Consider the following 22,726-nt stretch of genomic DNA (forward strand, 5'->3'; position numbering starts at 1 on the left):
CAACCGCTGCGCGCATCAGTCGGTGGTGGCGACCGGCCGGCTGCTCAGCGTTTCGGCCTGCTGCACCATGCGCAGGAAGTCGGCGCGATAGCCGAAGCGGTCCTTGCCGATGCTGCCTGCTGCCAAGGCGCGCAGCTGCGGATAATCCCAACCGTGCAACTGGTTGCCGCCGCGCAGACGTTGGCCGAAACCAGCGACCGCTGCCGCAAACCGGAACGCGTCGCTGGAGGCGGCCAGCGCAACCTGCTGGTCGCTGCGGATGACGGTGTCCAGCAGGCGGCTGCGGTGCGCGTCCGGCAATTTGTAGCGCAGCTTGAGATGGGCAAGCTCGTTGCCATTGTCTGCGGCCGGGCGTTTGGCTTTAGTGGCATACCGTAGCGGGTCGACCGAGGCTTCACCGCGTGCGGGGGTGATTTCATACAGTGCGGTGACGCTGTGGCCTGCGCCGATGTCGCCAGCGTCGACCTGGTCGTTGTTGAAATCTTCGCGGCGCAGTGCGCGGTTTTCATAGCCGATCAGGCGGTATTCCTGCACGGTGGCCGGGTTGAACTCGACCTGGATCTTGACGTCGCGCGCGATGGTTTCCAGCGTGGCGCCCAGTTCGTGGGTCAACACCTTGCGCGCTTCCAGCGGCGAATCGATGTAGGCGTAGGCACCGTCGCCGGCGTCGGCCAATTGCTCCATCAAGGTGTCGTTGTAGTTGCCGGTGCCAAAGCCGAGCGTGGACAACGCCACACCGGAACGGCGCTTTTCGGCCACCATGCCCTTGAGCGTATCGAAGTCGGTGACGCCCACATTGAAGTCGCCATCGGTGGCCAGCAGGATGCGGTTGATGCCGCCACGCAGATAACTCTGCTGCGCTGCCTTGTAGGCCAGCTCGATGCCGCTGGCGCCGGCAGTGCCGCCGCCCGATTGCAGGCTGTCGATGGCTTCGACGATGCGTGCTTGCTGATTACCTGACGTGGGCGGCAACACCACGGCGGTGTTGCCGGCGTAGGTCACCAAGGTGATGCGGTCCTGCGCGCGCAGCTGGCGTGTCAGCAGCTTGAGCGAGGACTGCAACAGCGGCAGCTTGTCGGGCGCATCCATCGAGCCGGAGACGTCGACCAGGAACACCAGGTTGGCTGCCGGCATGGCGGACGCGGGGACATCGCGGCCGGTAATGCCGATGCGCAATAGCACGCTGTTCTTGTTCCAGGGCGTGGGCGCCAGTTCGGTACGCACGGCAAACGGTTGGCCGTCGCGGGGTGCGGGGTCGTCGTAGCGGAAGTAGTTGATCATCTCTTCCACACGCACTGCATCGACCGGCGGCAGGCTGCCACTGGTGAGATAGCGCCGCACATTGCTGTAGCTGCCGGTGTCGACGTCGATGCTGAAGGTAGACACCGGATTGTCTGCGGCCTGCACGACCGGGTTGTCGCTGAGGGTCTGGTAGGTTTCGCGATTCTCGGCCGGTGTTATCGACGCAATGGGTGGTGCGGGCATGGACCGATCCGGCAGTGCGTGCTTGGCCATCAGCGTGGCCGCAGGTGCTTGCCGCGCAAGTGCGCCATTGGCACTCTGCGGCGCCGCGGGTGCTGGCGGGCTGGGCGCATAGACCATGTCAGCCTGGCTTGGTTGTATCGGTGCGGGATCCGCGAGCACGGGTGGACGCGCGGGTTGGGGTTCGGGTTTGGCTGCGGGCGTATACGCGATCTCGCCGGTGTAGGGGGGCGATGACGGCGGGTCGCCAACGACGGGTGCGGTGGGCTCGTGCGAGCAGGCGCTCAGCAGCAGGGCGAGCGCGAGAAGGCTGTGACGTGGCATGGGAATCCTTTGCGTGGCGATGACGAAGTGGGTAACAACCAGACAGCCCGAGGTCGCCGTGCACTGCGCCTCTGTAGGTAAAACGGGCCAGCGCGGGAAATGGGGTTAACTGAAGAAAGATTTTTTGCGATGGGCTTGCGATTGGGTTTGGCGATAGCTGGTGCTGCTTCGTGGCTGCCGCCTGCGGACGTCTGGTCCGCCCACCGCAATCCCTTTCCCTTGGGCAAGGAAAACGCCTTTTTCGGGACCGCCGGGAGGTGTGCAGGTCTTCCTCAGGCCCGGTGCTCTGTCCGATGGACGTTGGCGCGTGCAGTGGCCAGCACGCTCAGCAATTGCATCGATACCAGCCAGAGAGGGAGTGGCTAACACAACCACTTCGCTCACCACCAGGCGGCCACGACCGGTGCCCGGTGCGGCATGCCCCTTGTCCACTCCGGCTCGGAGCGCGCCATCCGCCTCTACCTGACGACCACTCGCTACTTTTGGCTCGCCGCGCTAAGCCAGGCGCGGTTGTGCATGGATCCGCACCGGTTGCGCACGGCAATGCGGTTTATCCGCAGCCAGCGCTGTCGCATGATGGGAGGCTGCGGCGCAGTGCGCGGCATCTGTTTCCGTCATGGAGTTCGCCTGGATGATTCAACGTCGTCATTTCCTCAAGAGCGCCACGCTGGGCGCCATTGCTTCCGGTCTGGCCGGGTGGGGCGCACGTGCGCAGGCCGCAGCGAAATCCACCGCAGCAGCACGCCCTGCGGCCTTGCCGGCGGGCGCGGCGCGAGTGATCTCGACCTGGGATTTCGGCGTGGCCGCCAATCAGGCCGCGTGGCAAATCCTGAGTGCCGGCGGTATCGCGCTGGATGCAGTGGAAGCAGGTGTGCGCGTGCCAGAAGCGGACCCGACCAATCCCACCGTTGGCCTGGGCGGGTATCCGGATCGCGACGGTCGAGTGACGCTGGATGCCTGCATCATGGATCACCTGGGCAATTGCGGCGCGGTGGCATCGCTGGAAGATGTGGTGCATGCCATTTCGGTGGCGCGCGCGGTGATGGAAAAAACCCCGCACGTAATGCTGGTCGGCGATGGTGCGCGGCAGTTCGCGTTGGAACAGGGCTTTCCTAAGACCAAGCTGCTCACTCCAAGTTCGGAAGCGGCGTGGAAGCAGTGGTTGAAGACGTCCAAGTATTCGCCCGAAGCCAATGTGGAAAACCGCGCATGGCGCGACGCCAAATTGCCCGGCGGTAAAGACAATCACGACACCATCGGCATGTTGGCGTTGGATGCGCACGGCAATCTCTCCGGTGCCTGCACCACCAGCGGCATGGCGTGGAAGATGCATGGCCGGGTTGGCGACAGCCCGATCATCGGTGCCGGCCTGTACGTGGATAACGAGGTGGGCGGCGCGACCTCCACTGGCGTGGGCGAAGAAGTGATTCGTAACGTGGGCAGTTTTGCAGTGGTGGAAATGATGCGCCAAGGCAAGTCGCCGGCCGATGCCTGCCGCGAGGTGGTGATGCGGTTGATCCACCGCAAGCCGGAATTGACGCGTACGTTGCAGGTCGGGTTTTTGGCGATGAACAAACGTGGCGAAGTGGGAGCGTTTGCGATCCAGAAAGGCTTTAGTTACGCGGTATGCGATGCGACGCGGCAGGACCTGCTGGTGCCCGGCGAAAGCCACTACACCCAGGAGCCTGCGGCATGAGCGCAGCTGACAAGTCGGTGGCGATGGGGCTTGAGGTGGCCGCCGACTCGGTGGGCTCGGCGCTGGCCGCGCAGCAGGGCGGTGCGATGCGTGTGGAACTCTGCGGCGGGCTGGATGGCGGTGGCTTGACGCCCTCGTTCGGCACGTTGGCGGTGGTGCGTGAGCGCTTGCAGATTCCGTTGTATGTCTTGATTCGCCCGCGCGTGGGCGACTTCGTGTTCGATGCCGCCGAGGTCGAGGCGATGCAGCGCGATGTGGAGCAGTGCGTGCGGTTGGGTTGCGATGGCGTGGTGCTGGGCGCGCTGGATCGGCACGGACAGGTCGATATGGCCACGATGCGTGTATTGATCGAAGCGGCTGGAGCGCTGGGCGTGACCTTCCATCGTGCGATCGATGTGAGTGCCGATCCGGCACGCGCACTGGAAGACGCGATCGCGCTGGGCTGCGAGCGCGTGCTGACCTCGGGCGCGCGGGCGAGTGCGTTGGAGGGCATCGACACCATCGCTGCGCTGGTGGCGCAGGCCGCCGGCCGCATCGACATCATGCCCGGAGCCGGGGTGTCCGAGCACACCCTTGCAGCCTTGCGTGCGCGGACTGGCGCGCATGAATTTCATGCCTCCTTGCGCGGGCCGGTGGCCGCACAGGTGCATGCGCCGCATGCCTACATCAGCGACCTGGGTGGCGATTACCAACGCACGGATGTGGAGCGTGTGCGGCGTCTCGTGGCGTTGCTGCGCGGGTGAGTTGCGCGTGCGTTGTGCGTAGCTGATGTGCGTTATCGATGACAACATCTCACGCTGCGGGTTGGGCAGCAGCGCCGCGAGCGGGGGAGGGGGCGTAGATTGTTTTGCCTTCTTTCTTGGGAACACTGGCGCGGAACAGACCATCAAGGGCAATGCCGATGTGCCTCTTTCCCGCTGGGAAAAGTGGGCGGGGTAATAAGGGTACGAGGCGATCGGCCGGCACCAGCTCGCAGCGCGCTGCCTGCGTTAACCCCATTATCTTTTTGAGGCCGGCAGCGCTTGCAGGCACTCGCCCAACGTTGCAACGCGCGTGTTCGCCAGGCACGCCAAGCTACGCCGTACCCTCATCCGCCCCTGCGGGGCACCTTCTCCCGAGGGGAGAAAGGATCAGAACTCCGTTGCCCTCGGCAGAGCTTCTCTCCGCTCGGGAGAGAGGTTGGGGTGGGGGTAGTCACGTTCGCGGTTTACCTGCCACGACGTGCATTCAACGTGTTTGAAGTGACGCTGAGAACACAGCAGACAGCGCGCAACACCACGGTAGTGCTTATCGATAGCGACTCCGACGCAGCCGCATCCACCGCGCTTGTTGCGTGTTATTCGCCGCCACCAAGCCGCGCCGGATCGACCACCACATGCTTGATGCGCTGACGCTTCCAGGTGTAGCTGATGTGCACCAGCCCGTCGCGGGTCTGGATCACCGCCGGATACGAAAATTCGTCTTTTGCGCTGTCTTCCAGTGTCAACACGCGCTGCCAGCGCACGCCATCGTCGGACACCGCCACGGCCAGGGTACCGCGCCCGTCCCACCAGTCCTTGCCGGCAATACCGGGGTTATAGACCAGGAGCGAGCGACCATCGCGCAGCGTCACCGCATCGGTGCCGGAGTTGGGGTTTTCCACATCGAGCAACTGCATCGGCTGCCAATGCAGGCCGCCATCGTGCGAAAAGGTGCTGAAGAGTTTGTTCTGCTGGCTGCGGCCCAGCGCCTGCAAGCGGCCATCGGTGTGCAGCAACAGACTGGGCTGGATCGCACCGATCACGCTGGGGTCGTTGAGCGGCATGCCGCGCTGCCAGTGCTCACCGTCGTCGTCGCTCCATTCGAGATGCGCACGCCAACCGCGATCTTCGCTGCTGCTTGGTGCCAGGATGCGCCCGCTCGGCAGTTGCACGGGTTTGTTCTTGATCGGCCCAAGGATGCCGTTAGGCAACGGCTGTGGCGCAGACCAATGCGTTCCATCGTCGGCTGAGGTCATGCGCAGCCCCCACCATTGCCGCGGGTTGGGGCCGAGCTTGTAAAACAGCTGCACCAGGCCAGTGGTCGATTGAAACAGCACCGGGTTCCAGGCCGGCACGGTCGCGCCCTGTTTGCCGGCACGCGTGCCATCGGCGATGCGACGCGGTGGCTGCCAGTGCTGTGCGTCGCGCTGGGTCAGCCAGATGCCGACGTCGGCCGCGCCTTCGTGCGCGCCCCCGAACCAGGCAGCCAGCAGGCGGCCATCGCGGGTCTCCAATAACGTGGAGGCATGCGCCTGCGGGGTAGGTGCCGGGTCGGCGATGAACTCGCTGAGCACGATCGGCGAAGGCGGCGAGGCGGGCGCCTGTGCCCCGGCGATAAAGGCGGCAAGGCTGGCAATCAGGCCAATCAGCAGGCGTGGCGAAGCCATCGTGGTCCAGTCCTGTGCGGATTTTAAAAATACCTATTTATTATCTCTTAAATACCATGTGCTCTGGTCATCGCAGGCGGCCTTGGTCGCCTTCTACTGCGAGGACCCGCGATGTCGTCGCGCCCGCTCTGCCCGTTGCGCTGGCTGGCCGCCTTTGGCCTCAGCGCGCTGACCCTGCCTTGAGCCATTGCGCAAAACGTTGCAGAGGTGACTGCGACGTCCGTTGCGAAGCTGCGCTGCGAGGGTTCAGGCGCGGGACTGCACGCCGCTATCGGGAGGGCATGGTGTGTTGTGTCTTGCGGCCTGGTCTGTGGAGCGCGATGCGGTCGACAGCCGCCGAGCTTGGCTGCCGGGGCACGTAACGCCGTGCGTTCGTTCACGCAGGAGCGCAGCATGGCTTTTCCAACCGCAGCCGACAATCAGATCACCGATGCCGTCACCCACTCCAACGTCAAGGTCATCGGCGAGGCGCCTGCCATGGCAATGGGCACGATCTACCAGAGCATGGCCCAAGCGGCCGGCATCCTGTTCCAGAACGCGGTAGCGGCGCAGCAGCAACAGAACACGCTGGCGCAGGCCGCGACCAACCAGGGCGTGATGCAGATTTACGGTGTGGATACCACGGCGTTAGCCGATGCCACCGAGACGGTTGCGCAGGCAGGCGTGTCCGATACCTGAGCAGCCTGCCGACGGTGCTCAACGCGTTTGAATAACGCTGCGGGCTGGGCGTTGGCAAGTGTGCACCGCAGTCGGCAGCGGCGCACGCGTCGGGCCGTGCTTAGGCGGCGTTCTCGTCGCGCACCTGTGGCGGCAACAGTGTCTGCGGTTTCTTGGCCGACTGGGTCTGGCACAGGAACGTCATCATGTGCGCCGCTTCGGTGCTGCCCATGGGCTTGCTCTGGACCTGCTCTGCAAACGCGTGCTGGGTGTGCTCCGGGGCAACGGAGGTGGAATCTTGGGCAACAACGGTGGACGACGACATGCAACGCTCCTGGAACCTGCAATCAGGCCGTCTACGTAGCAACCAAAGCGCCCCCGTAACGGTGTCAGCCGGTGATCTTGCCTGGAATATGGTCCGCCCGATACCAGGACGGCAACGGGCGGTACAGGTGCACCGGACTTCCAGATAACGGCGCGCAAGGCGCGGTCTGAAGGGGCGGCAGTTGAGGCGCCTTGCACCGAGTTGGTTGGCGGTGGGTTTGGCGGTGGCGAGCGATGCAGGCTGCCCTGCAGTGCGTGCGGCTTGCCCCGTAGCCTCACCCCAACGCCTTCTCCCGAAGGGAGAGTGGCTTTGATTTCCCTTCTCCCCTCAGGAGAAGGTGCCCCGCAGGGGCGGATGAGGGTGCGGCGTAACTTCGTCTGGTTGTCGAACAAACGCTTTGTGGAACGGCACGCTTGCCCGCGAACGCTGGTGGGTTTAAAGCGCTGATGGGTTTGACGCGTGCGGCGCCCCTTCATCTGATACATGCGGCCCGCCCAGTGCCCTCACCCCAACCCCTCTCCCGAGGGGAGAGGGGCTTTGAGTTGAGTGTTGCAGTTACTTACCACCTTCTGGATCTGCGCGAAGGTGACGTCATCAGTTCTTCGGCTTGATCCACACCTGCTGTTTCAGGCCGCGCACGCTGGGGTTGGCGGTGCTTTCCAGGTCGAACACCACCACGCTGTTATCGCCCTTGCGCTGGAACGGGGCGGGGAAATACAGCGCGGTCTGCGGGCCGATGGACCAATGCCGGCCGAGATTGACGCCGTTGGCCCAGGCGATGCCCTTGCCGAAGCCGTGCATGTCCAGATAGGTGTCGGTGGGCGTGCCGATGCGCAGGCTGCCGCGATGGAACGCCGGGCCGTCCACGGGCTTGCGGGTCCAGCCGCGGATGCTGTCGGGCGAGCGCATCGGTAGCGGGAAGGCCTGCCAGCCTGTGAGCTGCTGGTTGTCCAGTAGCACCGGGTCGACCAGGCCGGCGCGGCCATCTGCCATGCGCGTGCCGTAGTTGATGCGGCCGCTGTTTTCGACCAAAACGTCCAGCGTGTGTTCGCCCGCCGGGATGTCCACGTCGGTGGAGACCTGCTGCAGCCGACGTTCGACACTGCCGACCGGCTTCTGATCGACATACACCCGCGCCAGATCGCGCACCTCGCCCAGATACAGCGCGCCCTTGCGCGGGCCGGTGATGGTGGTGCGGTAGAGGATGTAGCCGTAATCCTGGCCAAAATGTTCCATCGGTTGCGGGGTGTCGATGGCGATTGGTGCGGGCAGGTTGTCCCACAGCGACGCGGATTCGCGCAGTTGGGTGTCCGGTAGTGCGGCCATGGCGATCGGTGCCGGCAACGCGGGCGGTTGCACGCCGGTGACGCGTGCGATGGCATCGCGCATCAATGCGAACTTGGGCGTGGGCTGGCCTGCTTCGTCGAGGATGGCGTCGTAGTCGTAGCTGGTGGTCTGCGACGCGTAATGGTCGCTGGGATTGCCCTGGAAATTGGCGCCATTCATGAAGCCGAAACTGGTGCCGCCGATGAACATGTAGAGGTTGGCCGAGTGGCCCTGGCGCAGGATCCACTCCAGTTCTTCGGTCTGCTGTTTGGCATTGGTGCTGGCGTGCGGCGTGCCCCAATGGTCGAACCAGCCGGCCCAGTATTCGCCGACCATGCGCGGTTGCTCGGGGCGGAACTTGATCAGTTTGTCGAACGCGCTCTTGGCTTCGCCTGGCGCAAAATTCACCACCGCCAAGGTGTCCGGCAGGGTGCCGTTGGCGAGCATGTCGGCACCGTCGGAGGTGAACAGTAGCGCCTTGTCGAAGCCGGCCTTGACGAACATGGCGCGGTTGTCTGCCATGTAGGCGTGGTCGTCGTCGTAGGAGCCGTACTCGTTTTCTACCTGCACGGCGATGATGGGGCCGCCGTTGTGGTTGAGCAGCGGTTGCACCTGTTTTGCCACTGCATCCAGGTACGCCTGGCTGGCGCCGAGAAAGCGCGGGTCGCGGCTACGCACGCGGATGTTGTCCTTGCCAAACAACCACGCGGGATAACCGCCGGCTTCCCATTCGGCGCAGACGTAAGGGCCGGGGCGCAGGATGACGTTGAGGCCTTGCGCCGCGGCTTCGCGGACGAAGGCCGCCACGTCGTTATTGCCGGCAAAATTGAACTGGCCTTGTTGCGGTTCGACCAGGTTCCAGAACACGTAGGTCTCCACCGTGTTCAAGCCGAGCGCGCGCGCCTTTTGAAGACGGTCCTTCCAGTACGCGCGTGGAATGCGCTGAAAATGGATGGCGCCGGAGAGGATCTGATACGGCTTGCCGTCGCGGACGAACTGCGTGCCCTGCGTGCCGACGCTGGGCCAACGCTCGGTGTCGGCGGCAATGGCGGTGACGGGAAGCGCGAACGCGAGGGCCAGGACGAGGGGGCTGAGGGTGGTGCGCAACATGGGCGATTCTCGGCGGTGACGAGTGACGAGTGACGAGTGGAGATGGCGGCAGCGGTGCTTTTTTTGCGTGAGGCCGCTTGCGTGTTGGCCCTCATCCGCCCTTCGGGCACCTTCTCCCGCATGCGGGAGAAGGGAAAGGCAAGATTCCCGCTTACGGGAGAAGGGAGAAGCAAGCCTCCCGCTTACGGGAGAAGGGAAGGGCATGCTCCCGCTGCGGTGAGCGCGACGCCAGGGAAGTGCGTTATGCGAACGACGGCGGCAAATCCTCCTTGTTCGCACCGAAGGCTGGATTGGGCTTGGCACCCATGGTGAATTCCAGCGTGCCGCCGGCAGCCAGATCGGCGTGACGCAGCCAGGCGCGATTGATCGGCTTGCCATTCCACGTCAGCGATTGCACATAGACATTTTGTGCGCTGGTGTTATTGGCCACGATGCGCAGCGTGCGGCCCTTGCCCACATCCAGTTCTGCGCGCTTGAACAACGGGCTGCCGACGATGTAGTTGCCGCTGACCGGGTCCACCGCATACAGGCCCAGTGCGCTGAGGACGAACCAGGCGCTCATCTGCCCACAATCTTCATTGCCGGACAGGCCATTGCGCGCGTCGTGGTATTGCTCGCGCAGCAAGCGGCGCACCATCGCCTGGGTTTTATACGGTTGGCCTGCATAGGCGAACAGATAGGCCACGTGGTGGCTGGGCTCGTTGCCGTGCGCGTACTGGCCGACCAGGCCGTCGATATCCGGCGGCGCATCGGCCGGCAGTTCGGAACTGGTGGAAAACAGTTCGTCGAGCTTGGCGACGAAGCCATCGCGGCCGCCGTACAGCTCCATGTAACCGTACAGGTCATGCTGATTGAGGAAGGTGGCCTGCCAGGCGTTGGATTCGGTGAAATCGCGCCACTTGGCGATGTGGCCCATGCCGCGCGGGTCGAACGGTTTTGCCCAGCTGCCGTCTTCCAGGCGCGCCTGCACAAAGCCGCTGTCGCGATTGAACACGTTGCGGTAGTTGCGCGAGCGTTTGCGCAACGCGCGTGCATCGTCCACCGCGCCGGCGGCCTGCGCCAGGTGCGCGCAGGCCCAGTCGTCATAGGCGTATTCGAGGGTGCGGCTGACCGCTTCGTCCACCTTGTCGGCGGGGATGTAGCCCAGCGTGCGGTAGTACGCCAGGCCGTGGGTGGTGTCGTCCATCGCGCGTTTGCGGTAGGCCGGCCACGCGGCGGCGTAGTCGATGCCGGTAAAGCCCTTGGCGTGCGCTTCGGCCAGCACCACGGCGGAGTGGTAGCCGATCATGCAGCCGGTTTCCACGCCCTGCAGCGGCCAGATGCCGACGCCGTCCGGGCATTCGTTGGCGCCGCGCACCAGGCATTGCACCAGGTCGGGCACGCGCTCGGGCTGCACCAGGGTGAGCAGCGGATGCGCGGCGCGGTAGGTGTCCCACAACGAGTAAGTGCTGTAGTTGTTGTAGCCCTTGGGCGCGGTGTGGATCTGCAGGTCCATGCCGCGGTACCGGTTGTCCACGTCGCTGAAGAGCGTGGGTGCGAGCAGGCTGTGATACAGGCCGGTGTAGAAGATGCGGCGTTGCGCATCGTCATCGCTGTCGATGCGCACACGACCCAGTTCTTTTTCCCAGGTCGCCACGGCTTGCGCATGCACGCGTGCGAAGTCGAAGTCCGGTAGCTCAGCGTCGAGATTGGCCAGCGCGTTGTCGGCGCTGACGGCAGAGATGCCGACCTTGATCAGCAGCGGGGCCTCGGAGGCATCCGGGAAGTGCAGCGCAGCCTTGAGATGGGTGCCATCGAGGCTACGGGTGTCGGCTGCCAGCGACTGGTCTTCGTTGTACAGCTGCACGCGTGCAAACGGCCGCGAGAGCCGCATGGCGAAGTAGATGTAGCGCCCCTTAGCCCACTGGTAGACGCGGCGCCCGCCGGTGAGGGTTTGCGCGTCGACCACGCGTAACTGTGCATCGCTGACGCGGGTGGGAATGCCCGGTTTGTCCTGCATGCCGTGGCACAGGTCGAGCAGTACGTGCGCCGGCTTGCCCTTGGGAAAGTGGTAACGGTGCAGGCCTGCACGTGCGGTGGCGGTGAGCTCGGCATGCACGCCGCTGTCCTTGAGTCGCACGCGGTAATAGCCGGGCGAGGCGGCTTCGTCGCTATGATCGAAGCGCGAGCGGTAACCGGCATCCGGGTTATCCAGCGAGCCAGGCACCAGCTTGACCTCGCCGGTGGCGGGCACCAGTAGAAAATCCAGCATGTCGCCGATACCGGTGCCGGACAGATGCGTGTGCGAAAAGCCCATGATCGAGCCATCGGACTCGTGATAGCCCGAGCACGAATCCCACACCGCGTTGTAGGTGTCCGGGCTCAGCTGCACCATGCCGAACGGTAGCGTGGCGCCGGGAAAGGTATGGCCATGACCACCGGTGCCGATGAATACATCGACATGGCGGGTGAGCTCGGCACGCGTGCGCGCATCGGCGGGCAGCGCGTAGTTGCCGCCGCGTGCGCGTGCTGCGCCGGGCAGGCCCACGCTGCCGAACAATGCTGCAGCGATGGCGCCTTGGAGAAAACCGCGTCGTGTTGCCATGGGGTGTTGTCTCTGAATGTACGGGCCGATGCCGGGGCACCCTCATCCGCCCTTCGGGCACCTTCTCCCGCAGGCGGGAGAAGGACGGAATCCAGCGCTTTGGATAGCAATCAAGCGCTTCTAGTAGCAATCAAGCGCTTCGGATAGCAATCAAGCGCTTCGAGTAGCAATCAGGTGCTTCGGATAGCAATCAAGCGCTGCGCGGTGTTCAGGCGCTGCGCAGCAATTGGGGTTTGCGTTGATGCAAATCGATGATCAGTTCGCCGAACAAGGTATTGGCCCAGGCGAACCAGTCGCGGGTAAACGTGCTCGGGGTGTCCTTGTCGAACGCTTCGTGCATGAAGCCGGTGCCGGCGTGTGTGGTCTTGAGCCACTGCAGGCATTGGCGCAATTGCGCGTCGTCGTCGCTGACCAGCGCGTATTGCACGATGGACATCGGCCAGATGGTGCCCATGCCGCTGTGCGGGCTGCCGACGCCTTCGGCCGCGGTGCCGCGCGAAAAATAGGGGTTGCGTTCGCTCCAGGCCAGCTGGCGTGTACGCAAAAATACCGGGTCGCGCCGATCGCAGCAGCCCAGGTACGCCAGGCTGAGCAGGCCGGGGGCGTTGGCGTCGTCGATAAACAACTGGTTGCCGAAGCCGTCCACTTCGAAGGCCCAATAGGCTTGCCCATCGGTATCGCGCAACTGCCCGAACTGGCGCGTTGCGGTTTCCACTTCATCGGCCAGTGCGGTGCACTCGGCGGCGAAGGCGGTGTCGCGATGCAACGCGTTGCTCATCGTCGCCAACTGCCGCAGCGAGGCCACCGCAAACAGGTTGGCCGGTACGAACAACGGAAACACGCAGGCATCGTCGGACGGACGGAACATCGAGTGGATCATGCCGTTGGGTTTGGTCGGTTGGCCGTAGCCTTCCAGCACCAGGGTTTCGGTGGCCAGCGGGGAGGGGCGCTGGAACACGTACGGGCCGCGATTGTCCTTGCGCTGTTGTTCGCGGAAGGTTTTGACCACTACGTGCATCGCCTCGCGCCAGTCGTCGTCGAACGGAGCGGTGTCGCCGGTGGCGCGCCAGTATTCGTGCGCGATGCGAATGGGGTAGCACAGCGAATCGATTTCCCACTTGCGCTCGCCCACGCCGGGCTTCATTTCGGTGATGTCGTTGAGCGACCACTTCAGGCGCTGGGTCTGGCCATCGGGCAGGAAGGCGTTGGCATACGGGTCGAGCCGGATGCACGCGGCCTGGCGTTGGATCAGGCCATGGAACATGCGCCGTAACGCGGGGTCGCGCTTGGCCAACGGCACGTACGGATGCACCTGTGCGGACGAATCGCGCAGCCACATCGCATGGATGTCGCCGGTGATGACGAAGGTGTCCGGCTTGCCGTTGCGGGTGCCGGTTTCCACCGTGGTGTCGAGCGTGTTGGGGTAGCAGTTCTCGAACAGCCAGGCCAGTTCCGGGTCGGCAATCTGCGCCTTGATCTGCACGATCTGCTGCTCGACCGCCTTGCTGACGAAGCGGCGCTGCGCCTTGGGCGGGCGCTTGCTGACGAAGGCGCCGCCGGCCGTGGAAGCGCCGGCGGCAGGCGCTGCCGCGAACGCGGGCAGGGCGCTGGCCAGCAGGCCGGCACCGGCGCTGGCGCCCATTAGCTGAAGGATGTCGCGGCGGGTATGCATGACCTCAAGACTCCATGGATTCGACCTGCGATCCGCATGACGGTGCTCCCTGCGCTGGCGGCTGCGAGACGGCAGCCTGGGCGATGAGACCTATGCATGACCAATTCCCGATGACCATACAACGTGTGCGTCGAAACTGCATAGTGCGCTCGCACAATTTTGGGGGTGCGCGCGCCGCCGGATGCCTGCCAGGCCGTGGCGGCGCGGCTTGGCTGGAACACCTCCGGATAGCGGCGTGGTGCCGGCCACGCCGATATCCGCAGGCCGGCTCCATCACCCAGCCGCATGCCCGCGCCAGTGCGCCGGGCCGGCGCAGTGGCCGTCGTCATGGTCGTGATCGTGCAAGGCGTCCAGCGTCGGTGTGGTGCCGGCAAGCCGACATCCGCAGGTCGGCTCCATCACCCAGCCACACGCCCGCGCCAGTGCGCCGGGCCGGCGCACTGGCCGTCGTCATGGTCGTGATCGTGCAAGGCGTCCAGCGTCGGCGTGGTGCCGGCCAGGCCGATATCCGCAGGCCGGCTCCATCACCCGGCCGCATGCCCGCGCCAGTGTGCCGGGCCGGCGCATTGGCCGTCGTCGTGGTCGTGCCCGAACAAGGCGTCCAGCAGGCGCTGCGATGGGCCCCACTCGCCGATCGCCGGATGGATCAGCATGGCCTTGCAGGCATCCCGATGGCTGCCGCTGAGCGCGGCGTCGATCGCGGCGTGCTCGTAGGCCTTGAACGCACGCACCAGGCCATGCACCGCGTCCGGCAGGGGCGCGGCGGGAATCGGCACGATGCGGTCGCGGTCGATGTCTGCGGCGATTTCCACCACGTCGTCGTCGGCCAGCTCGGCCATCGCGCCGCGGTTGCGCACGTTGACCACGTGCCGGCCCGGGCGTGCGCCGGTCAATGCGCTCATCACGTCCACCGCGATGCGGTGATAGCCGGTGCTGGCGCGGAACGGATCCGGCTGCGGCGCCAGATCCGGTGCGAACGCCGAGCCGGCTTCGGCCTCCAGCTTCATGTACGAGCCGGAGCGCTGCGCCAGGTAGGCAGCATAGGTCTGCACCGCGCCGGCGTTGTCGCCTGCCTCCAGGCGGCTGCGCAGGTCGGCGATCAGGCTGCGGTTGAGCCGCTCGATCTCGCCACCGCGGCTGGCCCCGCTGGCGCGCTGGTTGTCCAGGGCGCGGCGGCGTTCGTAGAAGAAATACAGGTACTCGGTGGGGATCAGCCGCAACGCGCGCAGCATTTCGAAATCGAACAGCGGCGCCAGATACAGCTGACGCAGGATGGCGTCGTCGTCGAGAATGCGGTCCATGATGTCCTGCCCGCGCAAACGCACCGCGCGGATCCAGCCCAGGTGATTGAGGCCGACGTAGTCGCACTCCACATCGGCCGCCGGCTCGCCCAGGGCGCGCGCGATGTTGTGGAACAGCTCCACTGGCGTATCGCAGATGCCGACCACGCGCGCGCGGGTGTGCGCGGTGATGGCCTGGGTGACCAGCCCGGCCGGGTTGGTGAAGCTGACCAGCCATGCGTCCGGACTCAGCCGCTCGATCATGCGCGCCTGCTCGATCGCCACCGGCACCGTGCGCAGCGCCTTGGCTACGCCGCCGGGTCCAGTGGTTTCCTGGCCCGAATAACCATGGTCGATGATGGTTTTTTCATCGGAGGCGCGCTGGGCGATGCCGCCGATGCGGATGCTGTTGAGTACGAAGTGCGCGCCTTCGATGGCCGCTTCCAACGACGTTGCGGCATGCACCTGCAGCGTGCCGCCGGACTCGGCCACGATGGCGCGGCCCATCGCCACCATCAAGGCCAGCCGCTCCTGGTCGGGGTCGTACAGCACGATCTCGCGGGCGCCGAGTGCTTCGGCGGCTTCGTTGACGCCGTACACCACCAATGGTGTGCGCACGCCGCCGCCGCCGATCAAGGTCAGCTTGCGATTGTCGACAGAACTGCTCATGGAACGTCCTCAGTGGGGGAGAAAAGGGGAGAGAGGGAAACCAGGCCGTCCAGTGCGCCCAGCGAGCTGCAACACGCCGCGCCGCTGCGGCAGCCGTGCCCGGCGGCTGCATCCAGCGACAGCCCATGCAGGCGCGCGGCGATGAAGCCGGCATCGAAGGCATCGCCGGCGCCGGTGCTGTCGCGCAGTTGCACCTGGGGGGCGGCAATCAGACGTGCGCCGTCGGCATCGACCACCATCGCGCCGGCAGCGCCGTGCTTGATCACCGTCTGATGCAGGCCTTGCGCCTGTGCCCAGGCACTGCAGGCGTCGGCGCCGTCGCCGCAGCCCATCAGTGCGGCTTCCTTCTGGTTGGGCAGGAACCAGGTCACCGCGCTACAGGTTGCACGGTTGGCCGGGTCGGTCAGCCAGGCCGGGCTGAAGCCGACATCCAGCGAGGTGCTGCAGCCGGCGCGCGCCAGCTGCGGCAATAACGTGCGTGCCACTACGGCCGGCAACGGCAGCGCGAAATGCACATGCGTGGCCGCACACAGGGCGGCGATGGTGTCTTCGCGCAGCAGTAACGCGGGCAGCTCCGCATTGGCGCCGGCATAGGTGAAGAACGAACGGTCGTCCTGCAGCGAGACGCTGGTGGTCACGCCGGTACCGCTGGGCGAGTCGATCAGCCCGTCGGCCGAAACGCCAAAGTCGCCCAGGCGCTGCACGAACAGTGCGCGATCGTGCGCGCCGATCGCACCGATCACACGCACGCTGCAGCCCAGTTGCGCCAGTGCGCAGGCGGTGATGACGGTGCCGCCGCCGAGTTCGCGCCGGTAGTGCTGCGCGAACGCTTCTTCGCCCGGTGCCGGCCAGCGTGCGAAGCCGCTGAAGATATGGTCGAGATATACCTCGCCGACCACCGCGATCTGCGCAGTGCTCATTGCAGCTGGAACGGCCATGCGCGCTCCCTCCGTGCCTGGATCAGATACACCGCACTACCCACGCACAGCGCCAACACTGCCGCGAGCAGGCGCCGTCCCGGGCTGGTGGCCAGCAGGTAGAGCCAGCCCACGACGCTGATCAGCAGCGGCCAGGGATACAGCGGCATCGCAAACGCACGCCTGCGACGCTTGCGCCGCAGCAGCACCACCGCCAGGCATTGCGCCAGAAACTGGAACAGGATCTGGATGATCATCAAGGTGGCGATCAAATCCTCCAGCGACAGCAGGCAGGCCAGGGTCGAGGTTGCGCCGACGAACAGCAGCGACACGGTAGGAAATCCACCACGCGGATGCAGCCGCGCGAATACCGCGAAGAACTGCCCGGCCGCAGCGGCTGCATACGGCACCCGCGAATAGCCCAGCAGCACCACCAGCGCCGAGCCCCATGCCGCCAGCGCGATCAGTGCCACCGCCACTGTGGCGCCGATGGGGCCGTAGATGGTCTGCATGAAGTCCGCCATCACCGCCTTCGACTGCGCGGCCTGTTGCCACGGCAGCACGCCGAGCAGGGTGATGTTGAGGCCCAGGTACAGCAGCGCCACGATCGGGATCGAGAGCAGTACCGCGCGCGGAATCGTGCGCCGCGGCCTGCGGATTTCGCCGCCGAGCATGCACACGTTGTTGTAGCCGCCGTAGTCGTAGACCGCGATCAGCGCCACCGTGCCGAAGCCCAACCAGAACCCATGCGGCGACGCAGGGCGTGCGTGCAGAAACTCTGCCGCGATGCCGGCATTGAAATGCAGCACACCGCTGCCGATGATCCACACGCAAGCGCCGATCACCACCGCACTGACCAGCAGCGACAGCACCTGCACCGAGCGCACTTTGCGATACAGCAGCAGCGTGTTGAACGCGCAGAGCGTCATCGCGATCGCGGTGAGCTGGGCATGGCCCAGCCCCGGCATCAGGAAGGCCAGGTACTGCGCGCAGCCCACCGCCGCCGAGCCCACCGACAGCGGGGCGGTCAACAGCGTCTGCCACAGATACAGAAAGCCGAACAGCCGCCCCCAGTGTTCGCGCCCATAGGCCTCGCGCAGATAGTGATACGGCCCGCCCGAGCGTGGAATCGCCGCGCCCAGTTCGGCCCACACCAGTCCATCGCACAGGCACAGCAGCGCACCGGCGACCCAGCCCAGCAACACCGCCGGCCCGGCCAGCGCCGACAACGCCAGCGGAATGGTGATAAACGGGCCGATGCCGATCATGTTCAGCAGGTTGGCCGACAGCGCGCTCCACACGCCGAGCGTGCGCGGCGGTGCAGCGACGGGCGTGGCTGATAGTGGCGCGATGGGGGCGGTCAACATGCGCAGCGCTCTGGGTGTGCGAGTGCCGCGACAGGGGGCGCGTTGTGTGCCGAGGTCAGCCCATCGGCGCAGTGGATGGCGGTGGGCTGCAGTTGATGCAGGTCCAGCACCAGCACCGCGTTGTTGCCCGGCTGCAGCCACGCGCCAGGGCAGAACAGACACTGCTGCGGGCCGATGTTCCAGTAACGCCCGAGCAGGCGGCCGTTGATCCACAGATAGCCTTTGCGCCACTGACCCATGTCCAGGTAGATGTCGCCGACCGTCTCCAACGCGATGTCGGCAGCGAAGAACAGGCCGGGCCGGGTGGGTGCTGCGTGCAGCGGGCGGAGCGTCGGCGCGTGGTCGCCGTCCAGCGGCAGGCCCTGCACCTGCCAGTCGCGCAGCTCCTTGCCATCCAGCTGCACCGGGCCGAGCAAGCCTTTTGCATCGCCCAACGCCGGGCCGAAATTGATATGCCCGAAGCTGTCGACCAACACCTCCAACGTGCGCTCGGTAGCGGTGGACGGCGGCAATGCCAGCTGCGGGTCGCTGTGCAGGCGTGCGTGCTGCATGCGCGACACATGCCCAAGTTCGGCACCGTCCAGATGCACCACCGCGTAGTCGTGCACTTGCCCCAGGTGCAGTTGCGCACCGGCCGCGATGCGACGCCGGTACACCACCAGCCCAAGGTTCTGCTTGAGCAAGGTCTGGTTGTCGGTGGGCCGCTCGGTGTGTACAGGGTCGACACGCAAGTTGTCCCAGAGCGCGGCCACCGGGCGGGCAGTGACTGATGCAAAACGCGCGCGCGGCGGTGCAGCCGGTATTGGCGGCAGCGATGTGCCGAGATGCGTTGCGATGATCCCGCGCAGCGCCATGTAGGCGGGTGTGGCACGTCCACCTTCGTCGATGGGAGCGCTGTAGTCGTAGCTGGTCAGGGCGGGTTGGAATTGCGAGCCATCGTCTTCTGCATTGGCACCGGCGCTGAGGCCGAAGTTGCTGCCGCCGTGCACTACGTACAGATTGAACGAGTCGCCGGCGGCCATCAGTTGCCGCAGCATCGGCGCGTAATCGCGCCGTGCAACGTCGTCGTCGCCCCAATGCGTCAACCAGCCCGGATAGCCTTCGGCCACCCAGACCGGCGCGTCGCCTGCGAACTGCTTGGCGGCCTGCAGGTCTGCCATGTCCGCACCATCCAGGCCCAGTGCCGCACCAGGCAGATACGCCTTGCGGCGACGCAGATCCTTCAGACCCTCGGCCAAGGAGAATGGGCCGGCGATGCCGTGCGCGCGCCAGAGCGCGGCCAAGTCCTGCAGGTAGCCCACATCGGTGCCGTGCATGTTGTATTCGTTCTCGATCTGCAGCATCAGCACCGGGCCGCCCGCGCTGGCCATCAGCGGTGCGATCCGTGGCGCCACTGCGTCGATGTAGCGCTGCACCGCAGCCATGTAGCGCGCGTCGGTGGCATCGCGCAGGCGCATGTCCGGCTCGCGCAGCAGATACGGCGGCAGCCCGCCCAGCGTCCACTCGGCGCAGACGTATGGACCGGGCCGTAGATACACCCACATCCCTTCCTGCTGGCATAGACGGATGAAGGCGGCGAAATCGCGCTCGCCGGTGTCCAGATCGAACTGCCCCGGTTCGCGTTCCAGCGCGTTCCACATCAGGTACAACGCGATGGTGTTCAACCCCATCGCCTTGGCCATGCGGATGCGGTGCAGCCAATCGGCGCGCGCGATGCGCAGCGGATGCATTTCGCCGCTGCGCAGCTGCCAGGGCTGCCCGTCCAGGGTGAAGTGGCCGTGCGCGAATCCAAACGCATGCGGCTGCCCATCCGGTAGCGGCGCATGCAGCGCGGTGCGCGCCGGCGATCGCAGCGCTGGTGTGGCCGCCAATCCCAACGGGGCGAACAGGCCGAACGTGCACAAGGTCCTGCGCTTCATCGTCTCTCCAGCCGAAAGGGAAGGCGTCGCCACGCCGCCACCGGCGACACGGCGTCATGCACCGCTGCGCTAGAACGCGTACTTCACCGTCAACAGCGCCGTGCTGCCGGCATCGACGATGTCGGAGATCGCCAGATTCCTGCGGCCCACATGCGCCCAGTAGCTGTATTCCTTGGTCAGGTTAGAGATCGATACGTCCATGCTCACGCCGTTGTCGAAGCGGTAGCCGGTGTGCAGATCCACGCGCCGGGTCGGGCGGGCCCACAGGTCGTTCCACGGCGCGCCTTCATGCAGGAAGTCGTAGCCCAGCAGGTACGAGCTGCTGAAGTGATAGCTCAGGTTCAACGAAAAACCGCTGTGTTCGTAGAACAGTTCCAGGTTGGCCATCGCCGACGGCGCCGACTGCATGTGTTCGTTGTCAAAGCCGTCCAGCCCGAGGTCGGCGCGCGCATGCTGTCGGGTGGCATTGGCACTGATGCCCAGGCCGTCGAACGGCGCCGGCAGGTCCTGGAACTTTTGCCGCGCACTGAGTTCCACCCCGTAGATTTTGCCGTCGCCGCCATTGGTGGGCATGTGGTACAGCACCGTGCCGCTGCCGGTGGTGCTGCCGTTGGCCTGGGCCGAGCCGGCGTCGTAGATGTAGTTGCGCAGCTGCTTGTAGAAGCCGGCCAGCGAAAAGAACCCGCCGCGTTCGGTAGACCATTCGCCGGATAGATCCAGGTTGGTCGATTCGATCGGCTTCAGATCCGGATTGCCTTGGGTGATGGTGGTGACGCCATTGGAGATGTCGATCTGGCTGCCGCCGCCCAATTGCACGAACGCCGGGCGCGTGTAGCTGGTCCAGAGCGACGCACGGTACGCGGTGCGCAGATTCGGCCGCCAGGTCAGGAACACGCTGGGCAGCGGTTCGTTGTAGGAGGTGCTGTTGTGGTCGAAGTAACCGACGATCTGGTTACCGTCCGCATCCACCGGACTCACCCAGAACGTGTTGTCGATGCCGGTGTGTTCGAAGCGCACGCCCGGCACGATATCCAGATTGCCCACAGTGAAGGTGGCGGTGGCATAGGCGGCGCTGACCGCCTCGGTGCCGCGCATGGTGTTGCAGTTGAAGTTGTTGACGTAGAACGCGCTGCCGCAGGTGTCCAGGTCGTCGTCGGTCAGGTGCTGGGCGATCACGCCGGCCACCGCCGCTTCGCTCACGCGCGGTGTGTTCCAGGCGTATTTACCGGGAAAGATCGATGCATAGGTGCCGGTGAAGATGCCCAGATCGCCCAGCGTGGTGGTGCCGTCCACGCCGCCGGTATACCAGTCGCGATTGGTGTAGCGGCGGCTGCTCTTGCTGTACTTCACCCCGAACTGCACCGACCGCAGCGCGCTATCTTCGAAGTCGTAGCGGGTATCGAAACGTGCGCCGCCTTTCTTCTGGCCGGAGTAGATCTTGGTCTGCTCGCCATAGCTGCTGGCAAACAACGAGGGGATATTGTTGACCTGCGCCAGCAGTGCGGGTGTGAGCTGCGGATACGGGAACGCACCGCCGCCGTAGCGCACGAACGTGTTGCCGGAATAGGCGTAGTTGTCCTGAGTGAACTTGTCTTGCCGCCCGTCGATTTCGACATGGTCGGGGCGGTCGTTGTCACCGAAGCTGTAGAACAGGTTGGGCATGAAGGTCCAGCCGCCTGCCGTTTTTCTTGCGCCGATCTGGAAGGTCGCCAGGTCGGCGATTTCCGGATTGGTTTCGTACCAGAAGCGCGCCGCGATGCGGCCGATGTCGGGCGTGAAACCTCCCGGCGTGCCGCTCGGTACGTAGCGCACATCTTGCGGTAGCAACTGCACGAAGGTGGTGCCTTGCTCGGTCTTGGCGTAGGCGTAGGTCATGCGTGCGTACAGCGACAGGCTGTCGTCCACATGCCAGTCGAACGAGGCATTGCCGCCGTAACGGCGCTCCCATCCCGCGGCGATACCGACATTCATGCCGGTGCTGGTGAGGTTGTGTTGCGGATCGAAGCCGGCCGCGTTGCCGCCGTCGGCATCGGTGTTCAAGTACTCCCACGAGCCATCGTTGAGCGCGCTGGTGGCGGCGGCCACTTCGCTGTTGGTGGTGGTGCGGTAGTCGTAGTAGGCGCTGGCATACACGCCGAACTGCTGCGCGTCGCCGAACTTGTGCTGGAACTCGCCGCCAAAGCCGCCGCCCAATCCATCGCCGCCGTAATCGCGCGCACGGCTTTCCACCCGGCCGCTACCGGTGACGCTGCCGCTGCTCACGTCCTTGAAGTCGTAGGCGGTGGGGGTGCGGAAATCCAGCGTGCCGCCGATCGCATCGCCGTCCATATCGGCGGTGGAGGTCTTGTTGGCGACGATGGTCTGCAGGCCGGTGGGCGGCAACAAACTCAGTTGCACGCTGCGGCTATACGGCATGCCTTGCGCCACGGTGACGCCGTCGATCATGTTGACGTTGTATTCGGACGGCAACCCACGCACTGAGGCGAACATACCTTCGCCGCGTGCGGCGCCATCGATGCCGCCGAAGTATCCCGAGCCGGTACTGGTGATGTTGATGCCGGCGATCAGGCCCAGCGCTTCGGCCACGTTGTGCACAGCGGTGCGCTGCAGATCGTTGGCCGACAGCACATCGACGGTATTGGCCGCATTGATCTTCAGATCGCTGGCGTCGTAGCGGTTGCTCACCACGCTGATCGCCTTCAGTTGCTTGACCTCGTCCAGTGCGATGGTTACCGCAGCGGTGCCGCTGTCGCCGACCTGGATGCTGGTGTCGGCTGCGCTGAAACCGGGGTAGTCCAGATTCAGTGCGTACTGCCCGGCTGGCACGTCGTGGATGACAAAGTGCCCGCCCGCATCGGCCACCGCGCTGTACGCGGTGCCGGCGATGCGTACGTTCGCATTGGCAGCCGGTTTGCCGCTGCTGCGTTCCTTGAGGGTTCCCTCCACCGTGCCCGCCAACGCAGTTGCGGCCGAGGCCATGCCGGTCACGGC

Annotated in this window: 13 protein-coding genes and 1 pseudogene; 3 read left to right on the forward strand and 11 right to left on the reverse strand. The window is 65.4% G+C overall.

Features of this window, described 5'->3' with window-relative positions; genetic code table 11:
- Positions 1-15 precede the first annotated feature (15 nt).
- Positions 16-1,806 carry a VWA domain-containing protein gene (locus ASF90_RS10160; RefSeq protein ID WP_055849223.1) on the reverse strand — a complete coding sequence of 597 codons (1,791 nt, stop codon included), beginning with the start codon at positions 1,804-1,806 and terminating at the stop codon, positions 16-18.
- Between the two features lie 631 nt (positions 1,807-2,437).
- Between ASF90_RS10160 and ASF90_RS10165 the strand changes: the two genes are divergently transcribed.
- Both ASF90_RS10165 and ASF90_RS10170 read left to right on the forward strand, forming a co-directional pair.
- Positions 2,438-3,502, forward strand: coding sequence for a N(4)-(beta-N-acetylglucosaminyl)-L-asparaginase (locus ASF90_RS10165; protein ID WP_055850351.1), 1,065 nt, complete (start codon positions 2,438-2,440; stop codon positions 3,500-3,502).
- Positions 3,503-3,525: 23 nt separating this feature from the next.
- Positions 3,526-4,245, forward strand: coding sequence for a copper homeostasis protein CutC (locus ASF90_RS10170; RefSeq protein WP_055850354.1), 720 nt, complete (start codon positions 3,526-3,528; stop codon positions 4,243-4,245).
- A gap of 593 nt (positions 4,246-4,838) precedes the next feature.
- Here ASF90_RS10170 and ASF90_RS10175 read toward each other — a convergent pair.
- The gene (locus ASF90_RS10175) at positions 4,839-5,909 is read right to left on the reverse strand and encodes a sialidase family protein (protein ID WP_055849226.1); all 1,071 of its coding nucleotides are present in this window, start codon (positions 5,907-5,909) and stop codon (positions 4,839-4,841) included.
- Between the two features lie 393 nt (positions 5,910-6,302).
- Between ASF90_RS10175 and ASF90_RS10180 the strand changes: the two are divergent.
- Positions 6,303-6,622: pseudogene (locus ASF90_RS10180) on the forward strand (RebB family R body protein).
- A gap of 65 nt (positions 6,623-6,687) precedes the next feature.
- Here ASF90_RS10180 and ASF90_RS10185 read toward each other — a convergent pair.
- From ASF90_RS10185 to ASF90_RS10225, 9 genes are all read right to left on the reverse strand, one after another.
- A complete protein-coding gene (locus ASF90_RS10185; protein ID WP_055849229.1) occupies positions 6,688-6,891 on the reverse strand; it encodes a hypothetical protein in 204 nt (67 codons plus the stop codon).
- Positions 6,892-7,485: 594 nt separating this feature from the next.
- A complete protein-coding gene (locus tag ASF90_RS10190) occupies positions 7,486-9,327 on the reverse strand; it encodes a beta-galactosidase family protein (RefSeq protein WP_055849232.1) in 1,842 nt (613 codons plus the stop codon).
- A gap of 241 nt (positions 9,328-9,568) precedes the next feature.
- Complete coding sequence (locus tag ASF90_RS10195) at positions 9,569-11,911, reverse strand: GH92 family glycosyl hydrolase (protein ID WP_055849235.1); 2,343 nt, start codon at positions 11,909-11,911, stop codon at positions 9,569-9,571.
- Positions 11,912-12,119: 208 nt separating this feature from the next.
- Positions 12,120-13,583, reverse strand: a complete 1,464-nt coding sequence (locus ASF90_RS10200; RefSeq protein WP_055849238.1) for a glycoside hydrolase family 125 protein — start codon at positions 13,581-13,583, stop codon at positions 12,120-12,122.
- A gap of 524 nt (positions 13,584-14,107) precedes the next feature.
- Positions 14,108-15,532: a 6-phospho-beta-glucosidase gene (locus ASF90_RS10205; RefSeq protein ID WP_055849240.1), complete on the reverse strand. Its 1,425-nt coding sequence runs from the start codon at positions 15,530-15,532 to the stop codon at positions 14,108-14,110.
- Positions 15,529-16,470 (reverse strand): carbohydrate kinase family protein, encoded by a 942-nt coding sequence (locus ASF90_RS10210; RefSeq protein ID WP_236699237.1) that lies wholly within the window; start codon positions 16,468-16,470, stop codon positions 15,529-15,531. Before ASF90_RS10210 ends, ASF90_RS10205 begins: the two co-directional genes overlap by 4 nt.
- Positions 16,449-17,816 (reverse strand): APC family permease, encoded by a 1,368-nt coding sequence (locus ASF90_RS10215; RefSeq protein WP_193553005.1) that lies wholly within the window; start codon positions 17,814-17,816, stop codon positions 16,449-16,451. Before ASF90_RS10215 ends, ASF90_RS10210 begins: the two co-directional genes overlap by 22 nt.
- Positions 17,810-19,735 carry a beta-galactosidase gene (locus tag ASF90_RS10220; RefSeq protein ID WP_055849247.1) on the reverse strand — a complete coding sequence of 642 codons (1,926 nt, stop codon included), beginning with the start codon at positions 19,733-19,735 and terminating at the stop codon, positions 17,810-17,812. Before ASF90_RS10220 ends, ASF90_RS10215 begins: the two co-directional genes overlap by 7 nt.
- A 69-nt stretch (positions 19,736-19,804) precedes the next feature.
- Positions 19,805-22,714 carry a TonB-dependent receptor gene (locus tag ASF90_RS10225; RefSeq protein WP_236699257.1) on the reverse strand — a complete coding sequence of 970 codons (2,910 nt, stop codon included), beginning with the start codon at positions 22,712-22,714 and terminating at the stop codon, positions 19,805-19,807.
- Positions 22,715-22,726: the final 12 nt, after the last annotated feature.

Source organism: Xanthomonas sp. Leaf148 (genome assembly GCF_001423585.1).
GTDB lineage: Bacteria > Pseudomonadota > Gammaproteobacteria > Xanthomonadales > Xanthomonadaceae > Xanthomonas.